The organism is Amorphoplanes friuliensis DSM 7358 (genome assembly GCF_000494755.1).
In the GTDB taxonomy this organism is placed as follows: Bacteria; Actinomycetota; Actinomycetes; order Mycobacteriales; family Micromonosporaceae; genus Actinoplanes; species Actinoplanes friuliensis.
Genome location: NC_022657.1, coordinates 9,275,312 through 9,295,704, shown reverse-complemented (window position 1 = coordinate 9,295,704; position 20,393 = coordinate 9,275,312). Strand labels below are relative to the sequence as shown.

Here is a 20,393-nt window from a genome sequence, read left to right as displayed (position 1 = left end):
TGTCACGAGCGCGGTGCGCGCCACGAGCCGCCACGCGCGAAGTGACATAACCGATCCACGATTGAATCCTGCGGAGATCCGGTCCGTGGCTCAGCAGAACCCCCAAGATTCACTTCTAAGGGGTACGCAACTCGATGACACTGACCTGCGGCGGCGCCCCGACCCGAACCGGTGGCCCCCAGAAGCCGGCGCCGTTGGTGACGTACACGGGCACGCCGTCCACCTTGCCGAGCCCGCTGACGACGGGCTGCTCGAGCTTGACCAGCAGGTTGAACGGCGCCATCTGCCCACCGTGCGTATGCCCCGACACCTGCAGATCCACCCCGAACGGCGCGGCGTCCTGGGCGATGATCGGCTGGTGCGCCATGAGCACGACCGGTCGTGTGGTGTCCCGGTCGCCCAGCGCACGCTGCAGATCGGGCCCGTCGTCGAACTCGGTGCCACCCAGGTCGTTGACCCCGGCCAGGTCCATGCCGTCGAGCTCGAGCCGCTCGTTGCGCAGCGGCCGCACGTTCAGCCGGGCGACCTCGTCGACCCACTCCTGGAAGCCGGAGTAGTACTCGTGGTTGCCGGTGACGAAGTAGGCGCCCCGCCGCGACTGGATATCGGCCAGCGGTGCGGCGTATTTGCCCAGCTCGGCAACTCTTCCGTCGACGAGGTCACCGACGATGCAGACGACATCGGCGTTCACGGAGTTGATGAGCTGGACGATCCGGGCGGCGTGGTTCGGCCCGGTCAATGGCCCGAGGTGAATGTCGGAGACAACGGCCAGCCGGGTGCCGTCCATGGCGCGCGGCAGTTTGGCCAGCGGGAGTTGCACCCGATCGAGCTGAGGCGGGCCGAGGGCGGTCTTCACGCCGTAGCCGGTGATCCCCGCGGCGGTGAGGCCGGCGAAGATCGCAGCGCCCCGGGCGAGCAGGAGGCGACGGTCGATCCCAGGCTGGTCGTTGTCGGGCTCACCTTGCTGAGCGGCCGCCGTCGGTTGTTCTTCGCCTCGATCCGACGCTGACGGACGGCTGTCATCCGGGTGCGGCGCTGCCGTGCGGCCAGTCGCGAGGTCCGGTGCAGCCGTGGGGCCAGTTGTGAGGTCCGGCGCTGCTGTGCGGCCAGTCGCGAGGTCCGGTGCAGCCGTGGGGCCAGTTGTGAGGTCCGGCGCTGCTGTGCGGCCAGTCGCGAGGTCCGGTGCAGCCGTGGGGCCAGTTGTGAGGTCCGGCGCTGCTGTGCGGCCAGTCGCGAGGTCCGGTGCAGCCGTGGGGCCAGTTGTGAGGTCCGGCGCTGCTGTGCGGCCAGTCGCGAGGTCCGGTGCAGCCGTGGGGCCAGTTGTGAGGTCCGGCGCTGCTGTGCGGCCAGTCGCGAGGTCCGGCGCTGCCGTGCGGCCAGTTGCGAGGTCCGGGGCTGCCGTGCGGCCAGTTGCGAGGTCCGGAGAAGCCGTGCGGCCAGTCTCGAGGTCCGGCGCAACCGGCATCGCCGGTGCCTCGGCGGGCGCGGACAACCCTGCGTCCGTGGACGACCCTGCGTCCGTCGCGGAGACCGAACCGGACTTTGCGCCGGCGGCCACGGTTGCGGGCGCCGCTGCTGAGCGCTTCGAGGTGACGCGGATTCCCAGGCTGATCACCAGGCGCGGGATCTCGAGCACCACCAGGACGACGAGCAGGTAGAACATCAGCGCGACCCAGAGGTAGCCCGGCCAGGCCAGCCACATCAGATAGCCGGCCCGGACCCCGATCAGCGTGACCGGCACCAGGATCGCCAGGCCGACGGTGATCCAAGCACCGGCTTTTCGCAGTCGGCCGGGACGGATCGTGTCGCGCACCAGCCGCTTCCACAGATAAAAGTGGATCAAGGCGATGACCACGAAGATCAGCCCGACGAATGCCAACAAGGTCAACCCCCAGCGAACGGCGGCAGGACGTCCACCGTCGCCCCGGCGGGCAACGCCGCCTGTCGATCATGACAGGCAAGCCCGTCGACCAGGAAACTGGCGGCTTTCAGCACCAGGGCGAGCCGCTCCCCGTGCCGGTCCGCCAGCAGGCTGGTGAGGTCGTCGAGCGAGTCGGCGGCGATGCGCTCGGTCGAGAGGCCGGCGGCAGCACGAGCTCCGGCGAAGTACCGAACTTCCAGCAGCCCGCTCATCGCACCCCTCCAGCTCTCGAACGTTGACGCCTGGCCGCCGCGATGTGGCGCGGGTGCATCTTCAGCCGCCGATGGCCGACATCGGACGGGTGGGTTGCAGGAACAGCGGATCGTCGATGCCGTGGCCCGCGCGCTTGCCCATCATGGCGGTCTGCCAGGCGGCGGCGATGTCCGCATCGGCCGCGTCGGCGCGCAGCAGCCCGCGCAGGTCGGACTCGTCCGTGGCGAAGAGGCAGTTGCGGATCTGGCCGTCGGCCGTGAGTCGCGTGCGGTCGCAGTCACCGCAGAAAGGCCTGGTCACGCTGCCGATCACGCCGACGCGGGCGGGGTTGCCCGCCGCGTCACGGTAGCCCGGGACCAGCCAGGTCTCGGCCGGCGCTGTTCCACGTGAAACCGGATCGGGCATCAACCCGAACGGCTCCAGCGACGCCAGGATCGCCTCCGCGGTGACCATCTCGTGCCTGTCCCACTGGTGCTGGGCATCAAGAGGCATCTGCTCGATGAACCGCAGCTCGTAACCATGGTCAAGCGCAAACTGCAGCAGTGCCGGTGCCTCGTCGTCGTTGACCCCGCGCATCAGCACCGTGTTGATCTTCACGGGTGTCAGCCCGGCCCGGGCCGCGCCGGCGAGCCCTTTGAGCACGTCGGCGTGCCTGTCCCGGTGGGTCAGCGCGAGGAACCGCTCCGGCAGGAGGGTGTCCAGGGAGACGTTCACCCGGTCGAGTCCGGCCTCGAGCAACGGCCCGGCCATGCGCTCGAGGCCGATGCCATTGGTCGTCACGGACAGTCGCGGCCGGGGATTCAACGCCGCCGCAGCCGCGATGATGCCGACCAGGCCACGCCGGATCAGCGGCTCACCACCCGTGAACCGGACCTCGGTCACGCCCAACTGCTCCACGGCGATGCGGATCAGCCGGCCGACCTCGTCATCGCTGAGCTGCTGCTCCTTCGGCATCCACGCGAGCCCTTCCTCGGGCATGCAGTAGGTGCAGCGCAGGTTGCAGCGGTCGGTCAACGAGACCCGGAGGTCGGTCGCCACGCGCCCGAACCGATCAGCGAGCACACTCACGTCGACTCCTGACCCCGCCGCAGAGCTGGGAGCCGCGCGTCATGCCCGGTGTGGTTGCTCACTGATCGAACCTAGCGCTTGAGTATGACAATTGCCCCTGCCCGAGATCGGGTGGGACGCAGCCCACGGATCAATCGACGAGTGCTGAGTCGGCTGCGGCACGCACGGCGCCCCGGTAACTGCCACCAAAAGCGGCCGTATGCAGCAACAACAGGTGCAACTGATGCCACGCGACCCGGGACCGCCAGCCGTCGGCCAGGGGCCACTCCTCCTCGTACGCGGAAATGATCCTGTCCAGGTGCGGCGCCCCGCCGAAGAGTGCGAGCTGCGCCAGGTCCGTCTCGCGGTGCCCGCCGTGCGCGGCCGGGTCGATCAGCCACGCCCGTCCGTCGGCCGCCCACAGCACGTTGCCCGGCCACAGGTCGCCGTGGATGCGCGCGGGTGGCTCCTCCCCGGCGTACCCCTCGATCTTGTGGATGACCTGCTCGACAACCGCGATATCCGCCGCCGACAGGGCGTTGCTGTCGGCCGAGATCTTCAGGTACGGACGCAGTCGCCGTTCCGCGAACCAAGCGCCCCACGGCCCTTCGGACGGCGTGTTGTCCTGCGGCAGCGGACCGAGAAAGCCGGGCCAGGACGCGCCGAACGAATCCGCCCCGCTGCGGTGCATCGCGGCCAGCTCCCGCCCGAACCGCTCGGCCGCCCCGGGTGTCGCTGGGCCGGAATCGATCCATTCGAGGGCGAGCATCTCCGGAAGCGCGACCAGAACCTCCGGGACGGGCACCGCACCCGCCTCGCGAAGCCATTCCAGGCCGGCTGCCTCGGTGGCGAAAAAGTGCTCGGGAGCGCTTCCGGACGGCCAGGTCTTCGCGAACAGCGAGGCGCCATCGTCCAAGGTCAGACGCGATGCGGTGCACACGTCACCGCCTCCGACCGGGGTCTCCCGGATCCGCTGGTGCGTGAGAAATGTCGGGAGATGCTGGGGGTGCGCGCGCAGGTACGCCAGATCCACCGCCTTATCTTCCACTTCGGGTTACGAGGTGCCCGAATCGGAGTCAAAATGTCGGCATGACACCTGTCGCGGTGCGTTCGTACCGGCCGAGCGACCACAGCGCTGGTCGCCGCCTGTGGTCGGAGCTGACCAATCAGCACAACCAGATGTACGGCGATGCCGCGGACGACGGCGGGGCCGGCTTCGAGGAATACCTCACTCGGCTCGACCTGAGCGGCCTCTGGGTCGCCGACCACGCGGACGACGGGGTGATCGGGCTCGTCGGCCTGATCATGCGCGGCCGCGGCGGCGAGGTGGAGCCGGTGGTCGTCACCAGCTCGCACAGGCACAAGGGCGTCGGCCGCAAGCTGCTCCGGCACGTCGCTGCCGAGGCGAAGAAGCGCAGCATGGTGTCGCTGACGATCTCGCCGTCGTCGCGCAACGTCGACGCCATCCGCAGCCTGCACGCCGCGGGTTACGACGTGGTGTCGTCGATCGAGCTGACCATGGACTTGGACAGGCATGCCCACGAGTGGCAGCAGGACGGGCTGGAGTTGCATGAGTTGCAGTTTCGGTCCTGACGGGCTTCTGCGCTCGACCCCCTGTGGATAACCGGGTTATCCACAGGTTCGACTTTTGGCACTCGACGGCCGGGCCGGTTTCGCCACTCTGCACCGCATGACGAAGCTGAAGGTCTCCTCGCCCGCCGAGCTCATCTCCGCCGTGCCGTTCCTGATCGGGTTCCACCCCGAGGACAGCCTGACCGTCGTGGCGATGCGCGGCCCCGTGGTGGCCTTTTCGGTGCGAGCGGACCTTCCCGAGCTCGACACCCCCGTCGAGGAGGCCCGGGCGGCGATCCTCCATCTCGCGGACGTCGTGGTCAGGCAGCAGGTCCAAGCCGTCGTGATCATCGGGTACGGCGAAGAGAAGCGCGTCGCACCGGCCGTCCTGCGGATCTCGGACATCTTCACCCTGGCCGGCCTCGTGGTGATCGACGAGCTCCGGGTCGAGGACGGCCGCTTCTGGTCGTTCCTCTGCGCCGACCCGTCCTGCTGCCCCGAGGATGGCGTGCCGTGCCTGCCCCGCGACAGCGTGATGGCGGCGGAGGCGACCTTCGCGGGTGCGGTGGCCCTGCCGAGCAGGGAGGTGTTCCTGGCCCGGGTCGCACCGGTGACCGGCGACGACCGGGAGGCCATGACCGCGGCGACGACCCGAGCAATGAAGCGTCTCTCAGTGCTGGCGCCGGCTGAGTCTCCCTTTCTTCACCAGGTGCGCAGGGCCGGTCGGGAGGCGGTCCGAGCGGCCGAACGCTGCTACCGGGTGGGTGGACGCCTCACTGATGACGACGTTGCCTGGCTGGGCCTGCTGCTCATGCACGTGCCGGTCCGCGACTACGCCTGGATGAGAACAGGCACCAAGGAGTGGGAGCTGTCCCTCTGGTCCGACCTGATGCGTCGCGTGGAACCGATCTACGCCCCGGCCCCGGCTTCTTTGCTGGCCTTCGTGGCGTGGCGCTCAGGAAACGGCGTGCTGGCGAGCGTCGCGGTCGAACGAGCGCTGGACGAGCAGGAGGACTACGCCCTGGCCAGACTGGTCGACCGGGTCCTGACCGACGGCGTCCACCCGGCAATCCTGGACGGCTGGCCCGCCCTCGCCGGCGGCCCCGACCTGGCCACCTTCGCCGAAGACCCCGAGCCCGAAGACCCCGAGCCAGAAGACCCCGAGCCCGAAAGCCCAACCGACCCGGCCACCACCGACCCGGGAGTTCACGCTGACTCGGCCGCCGGCGAACCAGAAGCTGGCCCCGATCCGCTTGCCCAAGAACCAGAGGGCCCACCTGACCCGGTCAGCAGTGAAGTAGGAACTCGACCCAAGCCGATCGACGAAGTTCCGGAATCCGGCTTGGAACCGTCCGAGACCGAGCCTGGGCCTTCCTCCGAGCTGGGTGACCAGAGCAAGCAGCCCAGCGTGCCCATGGCACCGGATCAGCAGGCCGCGGCGTCCTGCATCCGGCCCATGGGCCGGACGCTTACCGGGCAGGGTGATGTGGTGCACGGGCAGGCGACCCGGCCGAGGACTGCCTCGCGCCGAGCCGCCCGCCGTCGCATCTGATCCGGGGTGAAACTACGGCCGCTCGGTTTCCTGACGGACCGTTTCCGAGCCCAGGTCGCCGGTTCGCAGGGCCGGGTTGCCACCCGGGGTCGGGTTGTCCGCGGTCTGGTGGAGCCCGGGCACCCGGTCCTCGATCACGAACGTCGCGCGGGTATGGACTGGTGCGCCGGGGCGGGTCACGTACGGGAGGACCTGGAAGTCGGCTGTCAGTGCGTCCTTCGTGATCTTCGTGCGGACGTAGCCGCGCTGGTTGTTGTAGAAGCGGAGGTGGGGGTTCCAGGGGGTCCAGGGGTGGGTGCCGGTGGGTACGTCCGCGCCGTCGCCCGTGGAGGTGATCGAAGAGCAGACGAGTTCGGTGCCGACTGTGCGGGAGGTCGGGTCGGCGTAGTCGAGTTTCAGCTCGTCGGCCCAGTGGGCGTGGACGTCGCCGGTCAGGACCACCGGGTTGCGGACGCCCGCGTCGACCCAGCCGCGGGTGATGCGGTCGCGGGAGGCCGCGTACCCGTCCCAGGAGTCCATGCTGACCACGGTGGCCGGGCCCGAGTTGTTGTCGCGCTGGCCGAAGAAGACCTGCTGGCCGAGGATGTCCCAGCGGGCCGTCGAGCGGTTGAAGCCGTCGAGGAGCCACGCCTCCTGCTCGGCGCCGGTGATCGAGCGGGCCGGGTCGAGGGCGGCCGGGCAGTCCTTGTAGCCGTCGCCGCAGCCCTGGTCGTCGCGGAACTGGCGGGTGTCGAGCATGTGGAACGTCGCCAGGCGACCCCAGTGGAGGCGGCGGTACAGCTGCATGTCGATGCCGCGCGGGATGGAGGTACGCCGGAGAGGCATGTTCTCGTAGTACGCCTGGAACGCGGCGGCGCGGCGGGCCAGGAACGACGGGTCGGGCTGCTCCGGCACCTCGTCCGCCCAGTTGTTCTCGATCTCGTGGTCGTCGAAGACCACCGCCCAGGGCGCCACGGCGTGGGCCGCCTGCAGGTCCGGGTCGCTCTTGTACTGCGCGTGGCGCTGCCGGTAGTTCGCCAGCGTCACCGTCTCCGGGCCCTCGTGGTCGCGCGGGTTGCCACCGGGGATGTTGTAGGTGTCGGGCGCGTACTCGTACTGGTAGTCGCCCAGGTGCAGGATCAGCTCCGGCTCGTCCTCGGCCAGCCGCCGGTACGCCGTGAAGTAGCCGTGCTCGTACTGCGAACACGACACGAACGACATCGCCAGCGTGCCGCCGGTCGCCCACGGCGGCGGTGCCGTACGCGTGCGACCCGCCGGCGACACGTACCGCTCGGCCTTGAAGCGGTAGAAGTACTCGCGGGCCGGGAGCAGACCGTTCAGTTCGACGTGGACGGTGTGCCCGGCCGCCGCGCGGGCCGCCACGACACCACGGCGCACGATCCGCCGGAAGCCCTCGTCGGCCGCCAGCTCCCACTGCACGGGCACGTCGCGGGACGGCATGCCGCCGAGGCCGTCCTCCGCGAGCGGCGTCGGGGCGAGCCGGGTCCACAGCACAAAACCGTCGTGGTCGGGGTCGCCCGACGCGACGCCGAGGGTGAACGGGTCGCTGCGCAGCGGCCCACGGTACGGCGCGGCCGAGGCAGCCAGCGGCCACGTGGTCACCGCGGTTGCGGCACCGGCGGCGGCACCGCTGAGCAGGAGGGTACGTCGTGAGACAGCCATGTGAGGCTCCCAGCGCTTCCGGGGGTACGGACGCTGAAAGCCTCATGACCGTGAATGTCCCGGCCGCGTGACCGGGGTGAAGTGCCGCCGAAGACCGGGCGAACTAGACGGTTACGCGTTCGGCCCCGGCGTAGACGTTCATCGACGGGCCGCGGAGGAAGCCGACGAGTGTCATACCGGCTTCGTCGGCGAGTTCGGCGGCCAGGGTGCTGGGGGCCGACACGGCCGCGAGCAGCGGGATCCCGGCCATCCACGCCTTCTGGGTCAGCTCGAAGCTCGCCCGGCCGGAGACGAGCAGCACGTGACCGGTGAGCGGCAGCCTGCCCTCGCGCAACGCCCAGCCGATGACCTTGTCGACGGCGTTGTGGCGGCCGACGTCCTCACGCAGCACGAGCAGTTCCCCGGCGGCGGTGAACAGGCCGGCCGCGTGCAACCCACCCGTACGGTCGAACGTGCGTTGCGCGGCCCGGAGCCGGTCGGGAAGGTCCGCGAGCACCCGGGCCGGCACGGTGAACGTGTCGGCGGCGACGTCGAACTGCGAACGGGTCCGCACCGCGTCGATGCTGGCCTTGCCGCACACGCCGCACGAACTGGTCGTGTAGAAGTTCCGGCTCGGGTCCGTCACCGGCGCCGGCACGTCGGCACCGAGCACCACGTCGACCACGTTGTACGTGTTCGGCGTGTCCGTGCCCGCGCACAGCTGGGCCGTGACGACGTCCTCCTGCGTGCGGATGATGCCCTCGGTCAGGAGGAAGCCCATGGCGAGGTCGATGTCGTGGCCGGGGGTGCGCATGGTCACGGCCAGTGGGGCCTTGCGGAGGCGGATCTCCAGCGGTTCCTCGGCGGCGAGGTCGTCGGGCCGCCGCCTCGGGTCGGCGGTGGAATCGAGGTTGATCTTCACCACGGGTCGCCGGTTCATCGTGCGCGCCATGGAGCAGAGCGTATGCCGCACCCCGGCAGAACGCCCCGCTCGCAGGCCTGGACCGGGCGCAAAGCCGTCCGCCCGGTCACGCTCGCGCCCGCAACGGGATACGGTACTCACGTGGGGGGATTCGCGGCGGTGGTGTTGGCCGGCGGTGCGGCACGTCGGATGGGTGGTGCGGACAAGCCCACCATCCCGGTTGCCGGACAGTCGATGCTGACGCGTGTCCTGGCCGCGGTGCACGACGCCGACCCGCAGGTGGTTGTCGGGCGTGTCCCTCCGGACCTGCCCGTGCCCGTCGCGTCGACCAGTGAGCAGCCGCCCGGCGGTGGCCCTGTCGCGGCGACCGCGGCCGGTCTCGAGCTGGTTCCCGACAACGTCAGTTTCACGGCGCTGCTCGCGGCTGATCTTCCGCTGCTGACCGGTGAGGCCATCGACGTGCTGCGGCTGACCGTCGAGTCGGCCCCGATGCAGGGTGCGATCTACCGGGATTCCGAGGGGCGCCGGCAGATGCTCTGCGGGGTCTGGCGGACGAGTGCGCTGCGCCAGGCCCTGGGCAAGGTGGCCGAGGAACGCGGCAGTCTGCACGGCGCCTCGATGCAGACACTGCTGGAGCATCTGCGGTTCATCGAGGTCTCGTGGCGCCGGCCCGGCCCGCCGCCCTGGTTCGACTGCGACACCGACGACGACCTGCGGACCGCTGAGGAATGGGCGCGGTGAACGTTCTCGACGCGTGGGTCGAGGCGGCCTGTGCCGAGCTGAACCTCACTCCCGCCGACGTCGACACGAAGGCGGTGCTGGACGTCGCCCGCGATGTTGCGCACAACGTCGTGCGGCCCGGCGCGCCCGTCACGGCGTACCTGATGGGTGTGGCTGTGGGTCGCGGCGCCGATCCGGCCGACGTGGCCGAGCGGCTCGCGGCGCTGGCCCTGGGGTGGCCCTCCGACGGTCGGGAATGAGACGCGGCCGATGAGCCGGCCGTTCGCTCGATAGGGTGGCGGAGCGGAGGTGACGATCATGACTGCGGAGAGCACTGCGGACCAGCCTGAGGGCGTCCTGCTCGACGAACCGACCACGGCTGACCTGCGGGCGAAGGTGACGGAGGCCTGGCGGGAGTTCGCGGGGGCGCTGGCTGCGCTTCTGCCGACGCTGTCCGAGGGCGCTTATGTCGACATCACGCTCGACCCGACGGCGTCCGGCACGGGCACAGCCGTCTACTCGGTGAGCATGCGTGTGGTGGCCGACGGCGTGATCGAGGCGCTCGCGGTCGGCAACGCGAGCCTGCCCGAGGGCTTCCGGATGAACAGGGCCTCGGTCGCCGACCTGGTGGCCCTGGGCTGGTCGCCGCCCGGCGTGCTGCCCGACTCGGGTGACTCGTTCGGCCTGCGGTCCAGCGCGGCCCAGGCCAAGCAGCTCGCGGCGATCGTCTCCCGCACTCTGCGTGACGTCTACGGCGCGCCGCACCCGGCCTTCCTCGTCTACCTCGTCCACGACGACTCCGACGAGCCGATCGCGACCGCCCCCATCGGTACGGCCCGACACGAGCCCAGCATCGACGAGGAGCTGAGCCTCGACGACCTGGCCGAGGACGGTGTGCTCTCCGAGGCGCTGGCGAACGCCGCCGACGAGGTGATCCCCCTCGAGGAGCGCGTACGCACCGTGGTCGCGACGATGTCGAAGACCACCATCGACCAGCTGCAGGTCGACACCGACGGTGACGTCGGCATCCGGGCCGGTTCGGCGATGGTCTTCGTGCGTGTCCGCGACAACCCGCCGCTGGTCGACGTCTTCTCGCCGATCCTGACCGAGGTCGAGCCGACCGAGCAGCTGTACGTGAAGCTTTCCGAGCTCACGAACAGGATGCCGATCGGCCGGCTCTACTGCGCGCAGGACACCGTCTGGGCGTCGATCCCCGTCTTCGGCCGCAACTTCCAGGCGACCCACCTCATGCTCGCCGTGCAGGTCATGACCGGCCTCGCCGACGAGCTGGACGACCGGCTGCACGGCGAGTTCGGCGGCAAACGCTTCTTCGGCGAGGGTGACAAGCCCGCACCGAAGAAAGACGACAAGGACGGCGACGACCACCGCACCGGCATGTACCTCTAGGAGAGCGGCAGCCAGCTCAGCCGGTCCATGGTGGACATGTCGGAGGCCTGCAGGCCGGAGTCCGAGAGTGTCCACAGGACGTTCCCGATGACCAGCGATCGCTGGATCATGGGCTGGTATCCGGCGGCCGTGGGCTGCGTGACCCGGTCGGCGAGCTTGATGGTGCTGCCGGTCACGGTCAGTGCCAGGGCCTCGCTCTGCCCGCCACGGACGGTGTAGGTGTTCACCGGCACGACCAGCAGGTTCGAGGCCGGCCACCAGAGCAGCGAGTGCGGGTCGTACTCGGCGTCGGAGTAACCCTGCGGCAGGTGGTACTGCGACAGCCGCTTCGGCTGGGCCGGGTTCGAGACGTCGAAGAGTGACACCTGCAGGCCCTGGGTGCGGCCGTTCGTGTCGGCCTCCTGGCCGATGCCGATCAACCGGTCCTCGCCGACCGGTTGCAGGTGGGCGGAGTAACCGGTGATCTTCAGCTCGCCGGTGACCTTCGGCTGGGCCGGGTTGCTCAGGTCCAGGCTGTAGAGCGGGTCGGTCTGCTTGAACGTGACGACGTATCCGCGGGCGCCGATGAACCGGACCGAGTAGATCCGCTCACCCTTGCCGAGCCCGTCGACGATCCCGGTCTGGACGAGTTTGTCACCCTGCTCGGTCAGCACCCGTACGGCGGAACGGTCCGTCTTCGCGTCGGTCGTGGCCACCCGCAGATGGTCGTCCCAATCGGACAGCGCGTACTGGTTGATCAGGAAGCCAGGGACGGTGCCGGCAGCGCGGTACACGGGTGGCTGGTTGCTCTGGATCGTGAACTTGTAGAGGTCCGTCTCCTGGCGCACGGGCACGTCCGCGCGCCCCAGGAAGCGGTCGAGCTTCCAGCGCTGGTCGCTGGCCAGGTAGAGGCTGTCGGCCGTGCCGTAGACGGTGTCACCGTCCGCGACGATCGTGACGGGCTCGCCGCTGCCGAGGGTGGGCTTGGTCAGGTCGAAGGTGAGGACGCTGACCAGCGCGCCGCCCGAGTATTCCGTCGGCCGGCTGACCCGGCCGCAGTCGACCTGGCCCTTGGTGGTCTGCGTACCGTCGGTGACCTCCCAGCCGGGCAGCCAGGCCGAACCGGGAGCGCTGTCGATCGCGCCGCGGTTGGCCGAGAGGCGCTTCTGCTCGCTCGCGTCGGGGTCGTCGGGGAACTTGATCCGCGGTGTCGTCCGCAGCACGACCCGTGCCGTGGTGCCGGTCATCCGGGCGTCGACGAGGTTGCCCTCACCGCGGTACCGGCTGACGATCTTCGGTGCGCCGGTGAGATCAACCAGGAGGACCTGCGGACCTTCTGCCGCCTGTGCGGCGGCCTGGCGCTTGTCGGAGAAGTACCGGTGGACCAGGCCCGAGGGCACCAGGACCAGCGCGCTGTCGCCGGAGAGCAGCAGCTGGAGCTGGGCTCCCTGCACGTCGAGGTCGAGCTTGCCGGTCTCCTTGCGGGTCGCGGCGTCGACCACCCGCAGGTACCCCGCACTGATCGTGACGATGCGCCGCCCGTCGGTCTTGACCACGTCGGGCTCGTCCGCGCCCTGCTCGTGCACGTTGGTGCCGGAGAACGCTGGCGGTGCCACCGACTTCTCCGCGCCGGCCGCGGCGGAGTCCGCCATCGTCCGCGCGCCGCCCCTGAGCACCTCGGGCATTGCGTCTCCGCCGAAGCCCCACGGCCCCACGTTGGCTTTTGCCGCCCGGCGCAGATCGGTGATGAGCTGCTCGCACGAGTCGAACGCGACGAGCCGCATCGCGGTGGCCGCACCCGCGATCGGCGTGGCCGGCGGGGGTGCGACAGGCTCGGGCTCCGGCGCGGAGGTGCAGCCAGCGAGCGGGATCGTAAGGGCCAGGACGGCGCAGAACAGCAGACGGCGCGACATGGGGGGTGGGACGCTGCGTGACCGCTTCCGGTTCCGCGCTAATTCGGCGCGGGCACCGGCGTCGGCATCTCCACCAGCCGGGAGAGCACCACCATGCTGCGCGTGGAGGTCACAAAAGGCTCCGCACGCAGGCGTTCGAGGGCCTGCTCGAGGTGCCCGATGTCGGCCGCGCGCAGGTGCACGAGCGCGTCCGCCTGACCCGACACCGTGTAGGCCCCGACCACTTCCGGGTGCCGCCGGGTGGCCACGGTGATCTGCGCAGGGGTGGTCCGGCCGGTGCAGAAGAGCTCGACAAAAGCCTCGGTCGTCCAGCCCACGGCGGCCGGCTCGATCACGGTCGTGAATCCCTTGATGACCCCGCTGGAGCGGAGCCGATCGACCCGTCGCTTCACCGCCGGCGCGCTCAGGGAGACCTTCGCGCCGATCTCCGCGTACGACGCGCGGGCGTCCGCAACGAGCAACGCAATGATTCGCTGGTCAACGGCGTCCATCTGCAACGATTCGCCTCCGACGAGCAAGACTTCGAGCTGTTTCGGTCGTGCCAGCCTACCTACCCTTTACGTCATGAGCCACACGGAGCGCTTGCCGCGTAACCGGACATATCTCATGTGTCCGCCCGAGCACTTCACGGTCGACTATGTGATCAACCCGTGGATGGACACGACCGTCCCGGTTGACGCGGCGCTCGCGGTCAAGCAGTGGCAACTGCTCCACGACACCCTGACGGACCTCGGCCACGCGGTCCACGTCCTGGACGCCCGTCCCGGCCTCCCCGACATGGTGTACGCGGCCAACGGCGCCTTCTCCGTCGACGGCACCGTCTACGGCGCCCGTTTCAAGCACCCGCAGCGCTCCGCCGAGGCGGCGGCCCACCAGCTGTTCTACGCCGGTGGACCGTGGACCTTTGCCGACCCGGTGCACGTCAACGAGGGTGAGGGCGACTTCGCGTACCTGCCCGGGGCGTACGGCGGTCTGATCCTGGCCGGGCACGGTTTCCGGACCGAGCCGGCGGCCCACGTGGAGGCGCAGGAGGTTCTGGGCCGCCCGGTGATCTCCCTCAAGCTGGTCGACCCGGCGTTCTACCACCTCGACACCGCGCTCGCCGCGCTCGACGACCGGCACATCACGTACTACCCCGAGGCGTTCTCGGCGATGTCGCAGCGGGTCCTGCGCCAGCTCTTCCCGGACGCCGTCATCGCCGACCGGTCGGACGCCGAGGCGTTCGGCCTCAACCTGGTGAGTGACGGACACCACGTCATCCTCAACACCGAGGCGACAGCGATGGCGGACAAGGTCCGCGCCGCCGGATACACCCCGGTCCACGTGGAATTGAGCGAGCTCAAGCGGGGTGGCGGCTCGGTGAAGTGCGCGGTGGCCGAGCTACGCCCCTGACGGTTGACTGGTCAGCGTGCGGGAAGATGGATCCCATGACCGACGACACCCGTACCCCCGACCAGCAGGAAGACGGCTCCGTCATCGTGGTGGGCCCCGACGGCCGCCCGCTGGGCACGGTGGAGTCCGACGGCACCCTCAGCCCCGAGGAGCCCGGCAACCTGATCGAGCAGCCCGCCAAGGTCATGCGCATCGGCAGCATGATCAAGCAGCTGCTCGAGGAGGTCCGCGCGGCGCCGCTCGACGAGGCCAGCCGGACCCGGCTGCGGGAGATCCACCAGCGCTCGATCAAGGAGCTCGAGGACGGCCTCGCGCCGGAGCTGCAGGAGGAGCTCGAGCGGCTCTCCCTGCCGTTCGAGGGTGAGACCCCGCCGAGCGAATCCGAGCTCCGGATCGCCCAGGCCCAGCTCGTGGGCTGGCTCGAAGGCCTCTTCCACGGCATCCAGGCGGCCCTGGTCGCGCAGCAGATGGCGGCCCGGCTCCAGCTCGAGCAGATGCGCGGTGGCAACGCCGGGCGTCCCGCACTCCCGATGGGCCCGAACGGCGTCATCCCCGGCATGCCCGGTCAGGGCGGCGGCGACGGCTCCGGGCGTACGGGTCAGTATCTCTAGAGGTCGAAGAGCTTTTCGAGGTAAACGGCCACGCCGTCCTCGTCGTTCGTGAGTGTCACCTCGTCGGCGACCTCGCGGACGGCGGGGTGGGCGTTGCCCATCGCCACGGACCGGCCGGCCCAGGCGAGCAGCGGCAGGTCGTTCGGCATGTCACCGAAGGCCACGACGTCCTCGGCGGTGAAGCCGTCCCGCTCGCAGAACCAAGCCAGCCCGGCAGCCTTGGTGACACCGGCCGCCGAGATCTCCACCAGCGCGGACTTGGACGAGTGTGTCGCCACCGCGACCTCGCCCAGGGTGCTGCTGATCAGGGCGGCGAACTCGTCCGGTTCGTAACTCGCCGAGCGCGCCAGCAGCTTCACCGCGGGCACCGACGTCAGCTCCTCCGGGGACGACAACACCCGCACCTGCTTGTGCTCGCCGTCCCAGTGCAACGGCCACTTCTCCTCGTACCAGAAGCTCCTGCCGTCCTCGACCTCGACGGCGAGCGCGACGTCCGGAACGGCCTCGCGCAGCTGCTGGGTGACATCGAGCAGCAGCTCGACGGAGAGCGGCGCGGCCCGGAGGATCTTGTCAGCGGCGGGGTCGTAGACCACGGCGCCGTTGGCACAGACCGCCGGCAGCGGCTCGGCCATCTGGTCGTAGAGCTGGCGCAGCCAGCGCACCGGACGCCCGGTCACCAGGACCGTCGGCACCCCGCGCGAGTGCAGCTGGTCGAGAACGCCGATCGTGCGGGGGCTGAGCGTTCCGTCGGTCCGGATCAGGGTGCCGTCGATGTCGGAGGCGACGAGGCGAAAAGGTGGCATCACCTCGACAGTAGCTGGTCCAGATAGACGGCCACGCCGTCCTCGTCGTTGGACAGAGTGACCTCGTCGGCGACCGCCAGCAGCGTCGGATGGGCGTTCTGCACGGCCACCCGGCTCCACCCCGCCCAGGCGAACATCGGCAGGTCGTTGGGCATGTCACCGAAGACCAGCACGTCCGCCGGATCAACACCGACAGCCTGCGCGACCACGGCCAGCCCGGTGCCCTTGTCGACACCCGGCGGGCAGATCTCGACGTAGTCCAGCCCCGCCTGCGTGACCGAAGCCACGTCCGCCGGCACGATGCGCTGAGCCGCGGCGAGCAGATCGTCCACGTGGTGGTCGAACGACCGCGCGAACGCCTTGATCACATCGCCGGTGAGGCACTCGGCCCGCGACCGCCGCTCCAGAACAACCGGGTAACGCCAGGTCGGGTCGTAGTCGCCCCAGAGCGGCGCGTCGTTGTGCTCCAGCGCCTCAACCATGACCGAGAGCGGTCCGACCTCGGCCTCGAGGTTTTCCAGCACGACGCTGAGATCCCGCCCGGGCAGCCGTGCACTGCGCAGGACCTGATTTTCGCCCTGGTCGATGACCCACCCACCCTGCGCCAGCACCAGAAAATCAGCGGCGCGGATGTCGTTGCGGGTCAGCTCGGTCAGCCGCGGCCCCCGCCCGGTGGCACCAACGATCCGGATGCCCGCGGCCCGCACCCGGTCCAGCACCTCATGGGTGTACGCGGACACGGTGTCATCACTGCGCACCAGGGTGCCGTCGAGATCGGTCGCGATGAGCTTCGGGAGACCAGGCTTGGTCATCAGAACCTCCGAGGGTGTGACAACCCCCGCGGAGGGCGGAAGGAAAACGTTACACCGGCCCAGCTACCAGCGGCTATGACTTCAGGTAGCGGGCCGGTGTATTAACCGTTAGCGGGAGGGTTCGAGGACGTCGCGGCCGCCGAGGTACGGCTGGAGGGCCTTCGGGACGCGGACCGAACCGTCGGGCTGCTGGTGGTTCTCCAGGATCGGGATCAGCCAGCGGGTGGTGGCCAGCGTGCCGTTGAGCGTCGCCGCCGTCTGGGCCTTGCCGTCCTCGTCGCGGTAGCGGATGTTGAGGCGGCGGGCCTGGAAGGTGGTGCAGTTCGACGTCGAGGTGACCTCGCGGTATCGGCCCTGCGACGGCACCCAGGCCTCGCAGTCGAACTTGCGGGTGGCGCTCGAGCCGAGGTCGCCGGCGGCCACGTCGATCACGCGGTAGGGGACCTCGACCTTGGCGAGCATCTCCTCCTCCATGGCGAGCAGGCGCAGGTGCTCGTCCGCGGCCTCCTCGGGGCGGCAGAAGGAGAACATCTCGACCTTGTCGAACTGGTGGACGCGCAGGATGCCGCGAACGTCGCGCCCGTGGGAGCCGGCCTCGCGGCGGAAGCACGACGACCAGCCCGCGAAGCGTTCGGGGCCGTTGGCCAGGTCGAGGATCTCGTTGGAGTGGTACGCCGCCAGCGCCACCTCCGACGTGCCGACCAGGTAGAGGTCGTCGGCCTCGAGGCGGTAGATCTCGCTGGCGTGCGCGCCGAGGAAGCCGGTGCCCTCCATCGCCTCCGGCTTGACCAGCGCGGGGGTGATCGACGGGATGAAGCCGTGCTCGACCGCCTGGGCGATCGCCATCTGCAGCATGCCGAGCTGCAGCAGCGCGCCGACACCCGTCAGGAAGTAGAAACGCGAGCCCGAAACCTTCGCACCGCGCTCGGTGTCGATGGCCCGGAGCGCCTCGCCGATCTCGAGGTGGTCCTTCGGGTTGTCGATCTCGGGCCGGTCGCCGACCTCGCGCAGCACGACGAAGTCGTCCTCGCCGCCCGGCGGGACACCGTCCTGGACGAGGTTGGGCACGGCCAGGTGCGCCTGACGCAGTGCCTGGTCGGCCTCCGTCGTGGCCGCCTGCGCTTCCTTGACCGCGGCCGAGAGCTCCTTGGTACGCGCGAGCAGCGCCGTCCGCTCGTCACCCTTCGCCTTCGCCACCAAGGAACCCAGCGACCTCTGCTCAGCTCGGACGGACTCGAACCGCTGGGTGGTGGCCCGGCGTTCCTCGTCGGCGCGCAGCAGGTCGTCCACCTTCGAGGCGGACTCGCCGCGCAGCTCTTGGCTGGCACGGAAGAGGTCGGGGTTCTCGCGGAGGAGACGCAGGTCAATCACGCCGTCGAGCCTACCGGCGACGATGTCCTGCTTTCACCCCGATATGCCTTCGCTGGGCTTGTCGCGGTTGTCCTGGGACGCCGTGAACGGTTTGGTCGACGTGACGGTGAGGTCGAACGGCGCGTCGGGCGGGCCTTCCTCGGCTGCCTCGGGGCGGCGCCAGGACCAGATCGGCGGGGGCTCCGGGGCCGGCTCGTCGTCGTCGGAGAGCGGCGGCGGCACGTCGGTGTCGCGCCCGGCCAGGTACATCGCCAGCACCACCAGCACCGTGCCGGCGACCGCGCACCACAGGCCCCGGCCGTACGAGATGGTGACCTGGTCCGCATCGAGGCCGCTCAGGCCGGGCTGGCCGATGATGCGGCTGACGTCGCCCAGCTCGGAACCGGTCGCTGCGAGCATCGCCAGGAGGACACCACCGACGCTGAGGGCGCCGAGCCGGGTGTACCGGCGGCCGGCGAAGGGTCCGAACAGCGTCAGGACGACCAAGGGGACGAGCAGGAAGAGCGCGGCGAGGTAACCGCCGCCCCAGCTGCCCAGGTCGGCGAGGCTGGTCTCCAGCGGCCGGGTGCCGACCTCGCCGTCGCCGAAGACCGACCGGTCGACCTCGGTGATCTGCCACTCGGAGACGAACGAGCCGAACAGCGCGACGGCGCCGAGCACGGCGGCGATCGGCACGAGCCGGCGGTCGGCCGCCAGCCCGGTCAGGAAGCCACCGGGATTGAACCGGCGCGGCTCACGGGCCGCGTCGTCATCGGGGCCGAACTCGACCACGGCCTCCATCGGTGTCTCCGGCATGCGATCCATCATTGCCTGCCTCCCGTCCGCCGACCAGCGCTCACGGACATGGACTAGCGTCAGACCTATGCCTATTCGCACCGCATCTGCCCGCTGGTCGGGCAACCTCACCGAAGGCTCCGGAACCATCAAGACCGGGAAGGGCGGGTACGAGGGGAACTACTCCTTCAAGTCCCGCTTCGAGGAGGGCGAGGGGACGAACCCCGAGGAGCTCATCGGCGCCGCGCACGCCGGCTGCTTCTCGATGGCGTTCTCCAAGGGCCTCGCCGACGCCGGCTTCACGCCGACCTCCGTCGAGACCACCGCCAAGGTCCACCTGGACAAGGGCGACGCCGGCTTCGGTGTCACCCGCATCGACCTCGAGACCGTGGGCGACGTCCCCGGCATCGACGAGGGCACCTTCCAGAAGATCGCGGAAGGCGCCAAGGAGAACTGCCCGATCTCCCGCCTGCTGTCGCCCGGCGCCGAGATCACCCTGAGCGCCAAGCTCGCCTGACGCACGACGTGCTCCACCCGTGAACGTTCACGGGTGGAGCACAATGGGTTGCGTGCCGGTCGAGATGAGCCGTGAACGCTTCGAAGAACTGGTCGGCGAGGCGCTGGACGAGGTGCCCCCCGAACTCCTCAAGGTCATGAACAACGTGGTGATCCTCGTGGAGGATCTGCCCCGGGACGGCGGCATGGGTCTGCTCGGCCTCTACGAGGGCACGGCGCTGACCGATCGCGGCTGGGACTACGCCGGTGTGCTGCCGGACCGCATCACGATCTACCGGCTGCCGACGCTGCAGGTCTGCGACACGGAGACGGACGTCATCGACGAGGTGGCGATCACCGTCGTCCACGAGATCGCCCATCACTTCGGCATCGATGACCAGCGGTTGCACGAGCTGGGATGGGGCTGAATGGCCGAATCGCGCCGTTGCTGCCTGCGCCTACCCTGATACTCCACGCAAACAGGAGGACCTTCATGCGCAGCGAACTGTTCTCGGCGGACAACCTCGAGAAGGAGTCGAACCAGCCCGGGCTTCGGCTGCAGAATTCCAAGCTTCTCAAGGCCGAGCTGAACGGCGAGTTCATGGCTCGCGTCGGCTCGATGGTCGCCTACCAGGGTCAGGTGCAGTTCGAGGCGCTCGGCTCCGGTGGCCTCGGCAAGTTCCTCAAGCAGAAGCTCACCGGTGAGGGCGTGCCCCTCATGAAGGTCACCGGCCGCGGTGATGTTTTCCTCGCCGAGAACGCCGCCGACATCCACATGATCGACCTCGAGCCCGGCGACGCCCTCTCCATCAACGGCGCGAACGTCCTGGCCTTCGACTCGACCCTCAACTACGACATCAAGATGGTCCAGGGCGTCGGCATGATGTCCAACGCGGGCCTCTTCAACTGCGTCTTCTCCGGGTACGGCCGGATCGCCGTGACCACCAAGGGCACCCCGGTGGTCCTCAGTGTCGACCAGCCCACCTACGTGGACCCGCAGGCGGCGATCTGCTGGTCCGCCAACCTCCAGACCGGTTACCACCGCGCCGAGCAGATGGGCCTGGGCACACTCCTCGGCCGCAGCACCGGCGAGCGTTTCACGATGAGCTTCGCCGGCCAGGGCTTCGTGGTCGTGCAGCCGTCGGAGGAGCCCCCGGGCGGCCTCGCGGGTGCGGCCCAGGGCCAGCAGCAGAGCGGCGGCATCCTCGGCAACCTGATGGGCAACTGACCGGCATTCGGACCGACAGC

Annotated in this window: 21 protein-coding genes and 1 pseudogene; 10 read left to right on the top strand and 12 right to left on the bottom strand. The window is 69.7% G+C overall.

Features of this window, described 5'->3' with window-relative positions:
* Positions 1-115: 115 nt before the first annotated feature.
* The 4 genes and pseudogenes from AFR_RS42900 to AFR_RS42885 all read right to left on the bottom strand — a co-directional run.
* Positions 116-1,057: pseudogene (locus tag AFR_RS42900) on the bottom strand (metallophosphoesterase); the annotation flags it as partial.
* 827 nt (positions 1,058-1,884) lie between these two features.
* Positions 1,885-2,133, bottom strand: a complete 249-nt coding sequence (locus AFR_RS42895; RefSeq protein ID WP_023563119.1) for a MoaD/ThiS family protein — start codon at positions 2,131-2,133, stop codon at positions 1,885-1,887.
* Positions 2,134-2,194: 61 nt separating this feature from the next.
* The gene (gene moaA / locus AFR_RS42890; protein WP_041841599.1) at positions 2,195-3,202 is read right to left on the bottom strand and encodes a GTP 3',8-cyclase MoaA; all 1,008 of its coding nucleotides are present in this window, start codon (positions 3,200-3,202) and stop codon (positions 2,195-2,197) included.
* A gap of 130 nt (positions 3,203-3,332) precedes the next feature.
* Positions 3,333-4,214 (bottom strand): fructosamine kinase family protein, encoded by an 882-nt coding sequence (locus AFR_RS42885; protein WP_023563117.1) that lies wholly within the window; start codon positions 4,212-4,214, stop codon positions 3,333-3,335.
* 56 nt (positions 4,215-4,270) lie between these two features.
* Between AFR_RS42885 and AFR_RS42880 the strand changes: the two genes are divergently transcribed.
* Together AFR_RS42880 and AFR_RS42875 are read left to right on the top strand one after the other, a co-directional pair.
* Positions 4,271-4,774 (top strand): GNAT family N-acetyltransferase, encoded by a 504-nt coding sequence (locus AFR_RS42880; protein WP_023563116.1) that lies wholly within the window; start codon positions 4,271-4,273, stop codon positions 4,772-4,774.
* A 97-nt stretch (positions 4,775-4,871) separates the two neighbouring features.
* Positions 4,872-6,305, top strand: coding sequence for a DUF4192 domain-containing protein (locus AFR_RS42875; protein WP_338012106.1), 1,434 nt, complete (start codon positions 4,872-4,874; stop codon positions 6,303-6,305).
* Between the two features lie 12 nt (positions 6,306-6,317).
* On the opposite strand, the gene AFR_RS42870 is transcribed toward AFR_RS42875, so the two are convergent.
* Entirely contained in the window at positions 6,318-7,967 is a 1,650-nt protein-coding gene (locus tag AFR_RS42870) for an alkaline phosphatase D family protein (RefSeq protein ID WP_023563114.1), read from the bottom strand.
* 103 nt (positions 7,968-8,070) lie between these two features.
* A complete protein-coding gene (gene fdhD, locus AFR_RS42865; RefSeq protein ID WP_041841598.1) occupies positions 8,071-8,898 on the bottom strand; it encodes a formate dehydrogenase accessory sulfurtransferase FdhD in 828 nt (275 codons plus the stop codon).
* A gap of 111 nt (positions 8,899-9,009) precedes the next feature.
* Here fdhD and mobA point away from each other — a divergent pair, with 111 nt between their 5' ends.
* The 3 genes from mobA to AFR_RS42850 are packed head-to-tail and all read left to right on the top strand — an operon-like array spanning position 9,010 to position 10,995.
* On the top strand, positions 9,010-9,609 hold the full coding sequence (mobA, locus tag AFR_RS42860) for a molybdenum cofactor guanylyltransferase (protein ID WP_238547213.1): 600 nt from the start codon (positions 9,010-9,012) through the stop codon (positions 9,607-9,609).
* Positions 9,606-9,848, top strand: a complete 243-nt coding sequence (locus AFR_RS42855) for a DUF6457 domain-containing protein (protein WP_023563111.1) — start codon at positions 9,606-9,608, stop codon at positions 9,846-9,848. The genes mobA and AFR_RS42855 overlap by 4 nt, the downstream gene beginning before the upstream one ends.
* Before the next feature lie 58 nt (positions 9,849-9,906).
* Positions 9,907-10,995 carry a T3SS (YopN, CesT) and YbjN peptide-binding chaperone 1 gene (locus AFR_RS42850; RefSeq protein ID WP_041843445.1) on the top strand — a complete coding sequence of 363 codons (1,089 nt, stop codon included), beginning with the start codon at positions 9,907-9,909 and terminating at the stop codon, positions 10,993-10,995.
* Here the strand turns inward: AFR_RS42850 and AFR_RS42845 are convergent.
* Both AFR_RS42845 and AFR_RS42840 read right to left on the bottom strand, forming a co-directional pair.
* Entirely contained in the window at positions 10,992-12,887 is a 1,896-nt protein-coding gene (locus AFR_RS42845; RefSeq protein WP_023563109.1) for a beta-propeller domain-containing protein, read from the bottom strand. The genes AFR_RS42850 and AFR_RS42845 overlap by 4 nt on opposite strands.
* 38 nt (positions 12,888-12,925) lie before the next feature.
* Complete coding sequence (locus AFR_RS42840) at positions 12,926-13,384, bottom strand: Lrp/AsnC family transcriptional regulator (RefSeq protein ID WP_023563108.1); 459 nt, start codon at positions 13,382-13,384, stop codon at positions 12,926-12,928.
* A 67-nt stretch (positions 13,385-13,451) separates the two neighbouring features.
* Here AFR_RS42840 and ddaH point away from each other — a divergent pair, with 67 nt between their 5' ends.
* A complete protein-coding gene (gene ddaH / locus AFR_RS42835; protein WP_084298304.1) occupies positions 13,452-14,279 on the top strand; it encodes a dimethylargininase in 828 nt (275 codons plus the stop codon).
* 26 nt (positions 14,280-14,305) lie between these two features.
* Positions 14,306-14,890 (top strand): bacterial proteasome activator family protein, encoded by a 585-nt coding sequence (locus AFR_RS42830; RefSeq protein ID WP_438829920.1) that lies wholly within the window; start codon positions 14,306-14,308, stop codon positions 14,888-14,890.
* Here the strand turns inward: AFR_RS42830 and AFR_RS42825 are convergent.
* The 4 genes from AFR_RS42825 to AFR_RS42810 form a co-directional block, all read right to left on the bottom strand.
* Positions 14,887-15,693 (bottom strand): HAD family hydrolase, encoded by an 807-nt coding sequence (locus AFR_RS42825; RefSeq protein WP_023563105.1) that lies wholly within the window; start codon positions 15,691-15,693, stop codon positions 14,887-14,889. The two genes, AFR_RS42830 and AFR_RS42825, sit on opposite strands and share 4 nt — an antisense overlap.
* Complete coding sequence (locus AFR_RS42820) at positions 15,693-16,505, bottom strand: Cof-type HAD-IIB family hydrolase (RefSeq protein WP_023563104.1); 813 nt, start codon at positions 16,503-16,505, stop codon at positions 15,693-15,695. Before AFR_RS42820 ends, AFR_RS42825 begins: the two co-directional genes overlap by 1 nt.
* A 108-nt stretch (positions 16,506-16,613) precedes the next feature.
* The gene (serS, locus tag AFR_RS42815; RefSeq protein WP_023563103.1) at positions 16,614-17,876 is read right to left on the bottom strand and encodes a serine--tRNA ligase; all 1,263 of its coding nucleotides are present in this window, start codon (positions 17,874-17,876) and stop codon (positions 16,614-16,616) included.
* 33 nt (positions 17,877-17,909) lie between these two features.
* Positions 17,910-18,671: a hypothetical protein gene (locus tag AFR_RS42810; RefSeq protein ID WP_023563102.1), complete on the bottom strand. Its 762-nt coding sequence runs from the start codon at positions 18,669-18,671 to the stop codon at positions 17,910-17,912.
* 67 nt (positions 18,672-18,738) lie between these two features.
* Between AFR_RS42810 and AFR_RS42805 the strand changes: the two genes are divergently transcribed.
* The 3 genes from AFR_RS42805 to AFR_RS42795 all read left to right on the top strand — a co-directional run bounded on the left by AFR_RS42805 (position 18,739) and on the right by AFR_RS42795 (position 20,373).
* Positions 18,739-19,167: an OsmC family protein gene (locus AFR_RS42805; protein ID WP_023563101.1), complete on the top strand. Its 429-nt coding sequence runs from the start codon at positions 18,739-18,741 to the stop codon at positions 19,165-19,167.
* Positions 19,168-19,210: 43 nt separating this feature from the next.
* Entirely contained in the window at positions 19,211-19,573 is a 363-nt protein-coding gene (locus tag AFR_RS42800; protein ID WP_193786342.1) for a metallopeptidase family protein, read from the top strand.
* Positions 19,574-19,638: 65 nt separating this feature from the next.
* Positions 19,639-20,373, top strand: coding sequence for an AIM24 family protein (locus AFR_RS42795; RefSeq protein WP_023563099.1), 735 nt, complete (start codon positions 19,639-19,641; stop codon positions 20,371-20,373).
* The last annotated feature ends 20 nt before the right edge of the window (positions 20,374-20,393 follow it).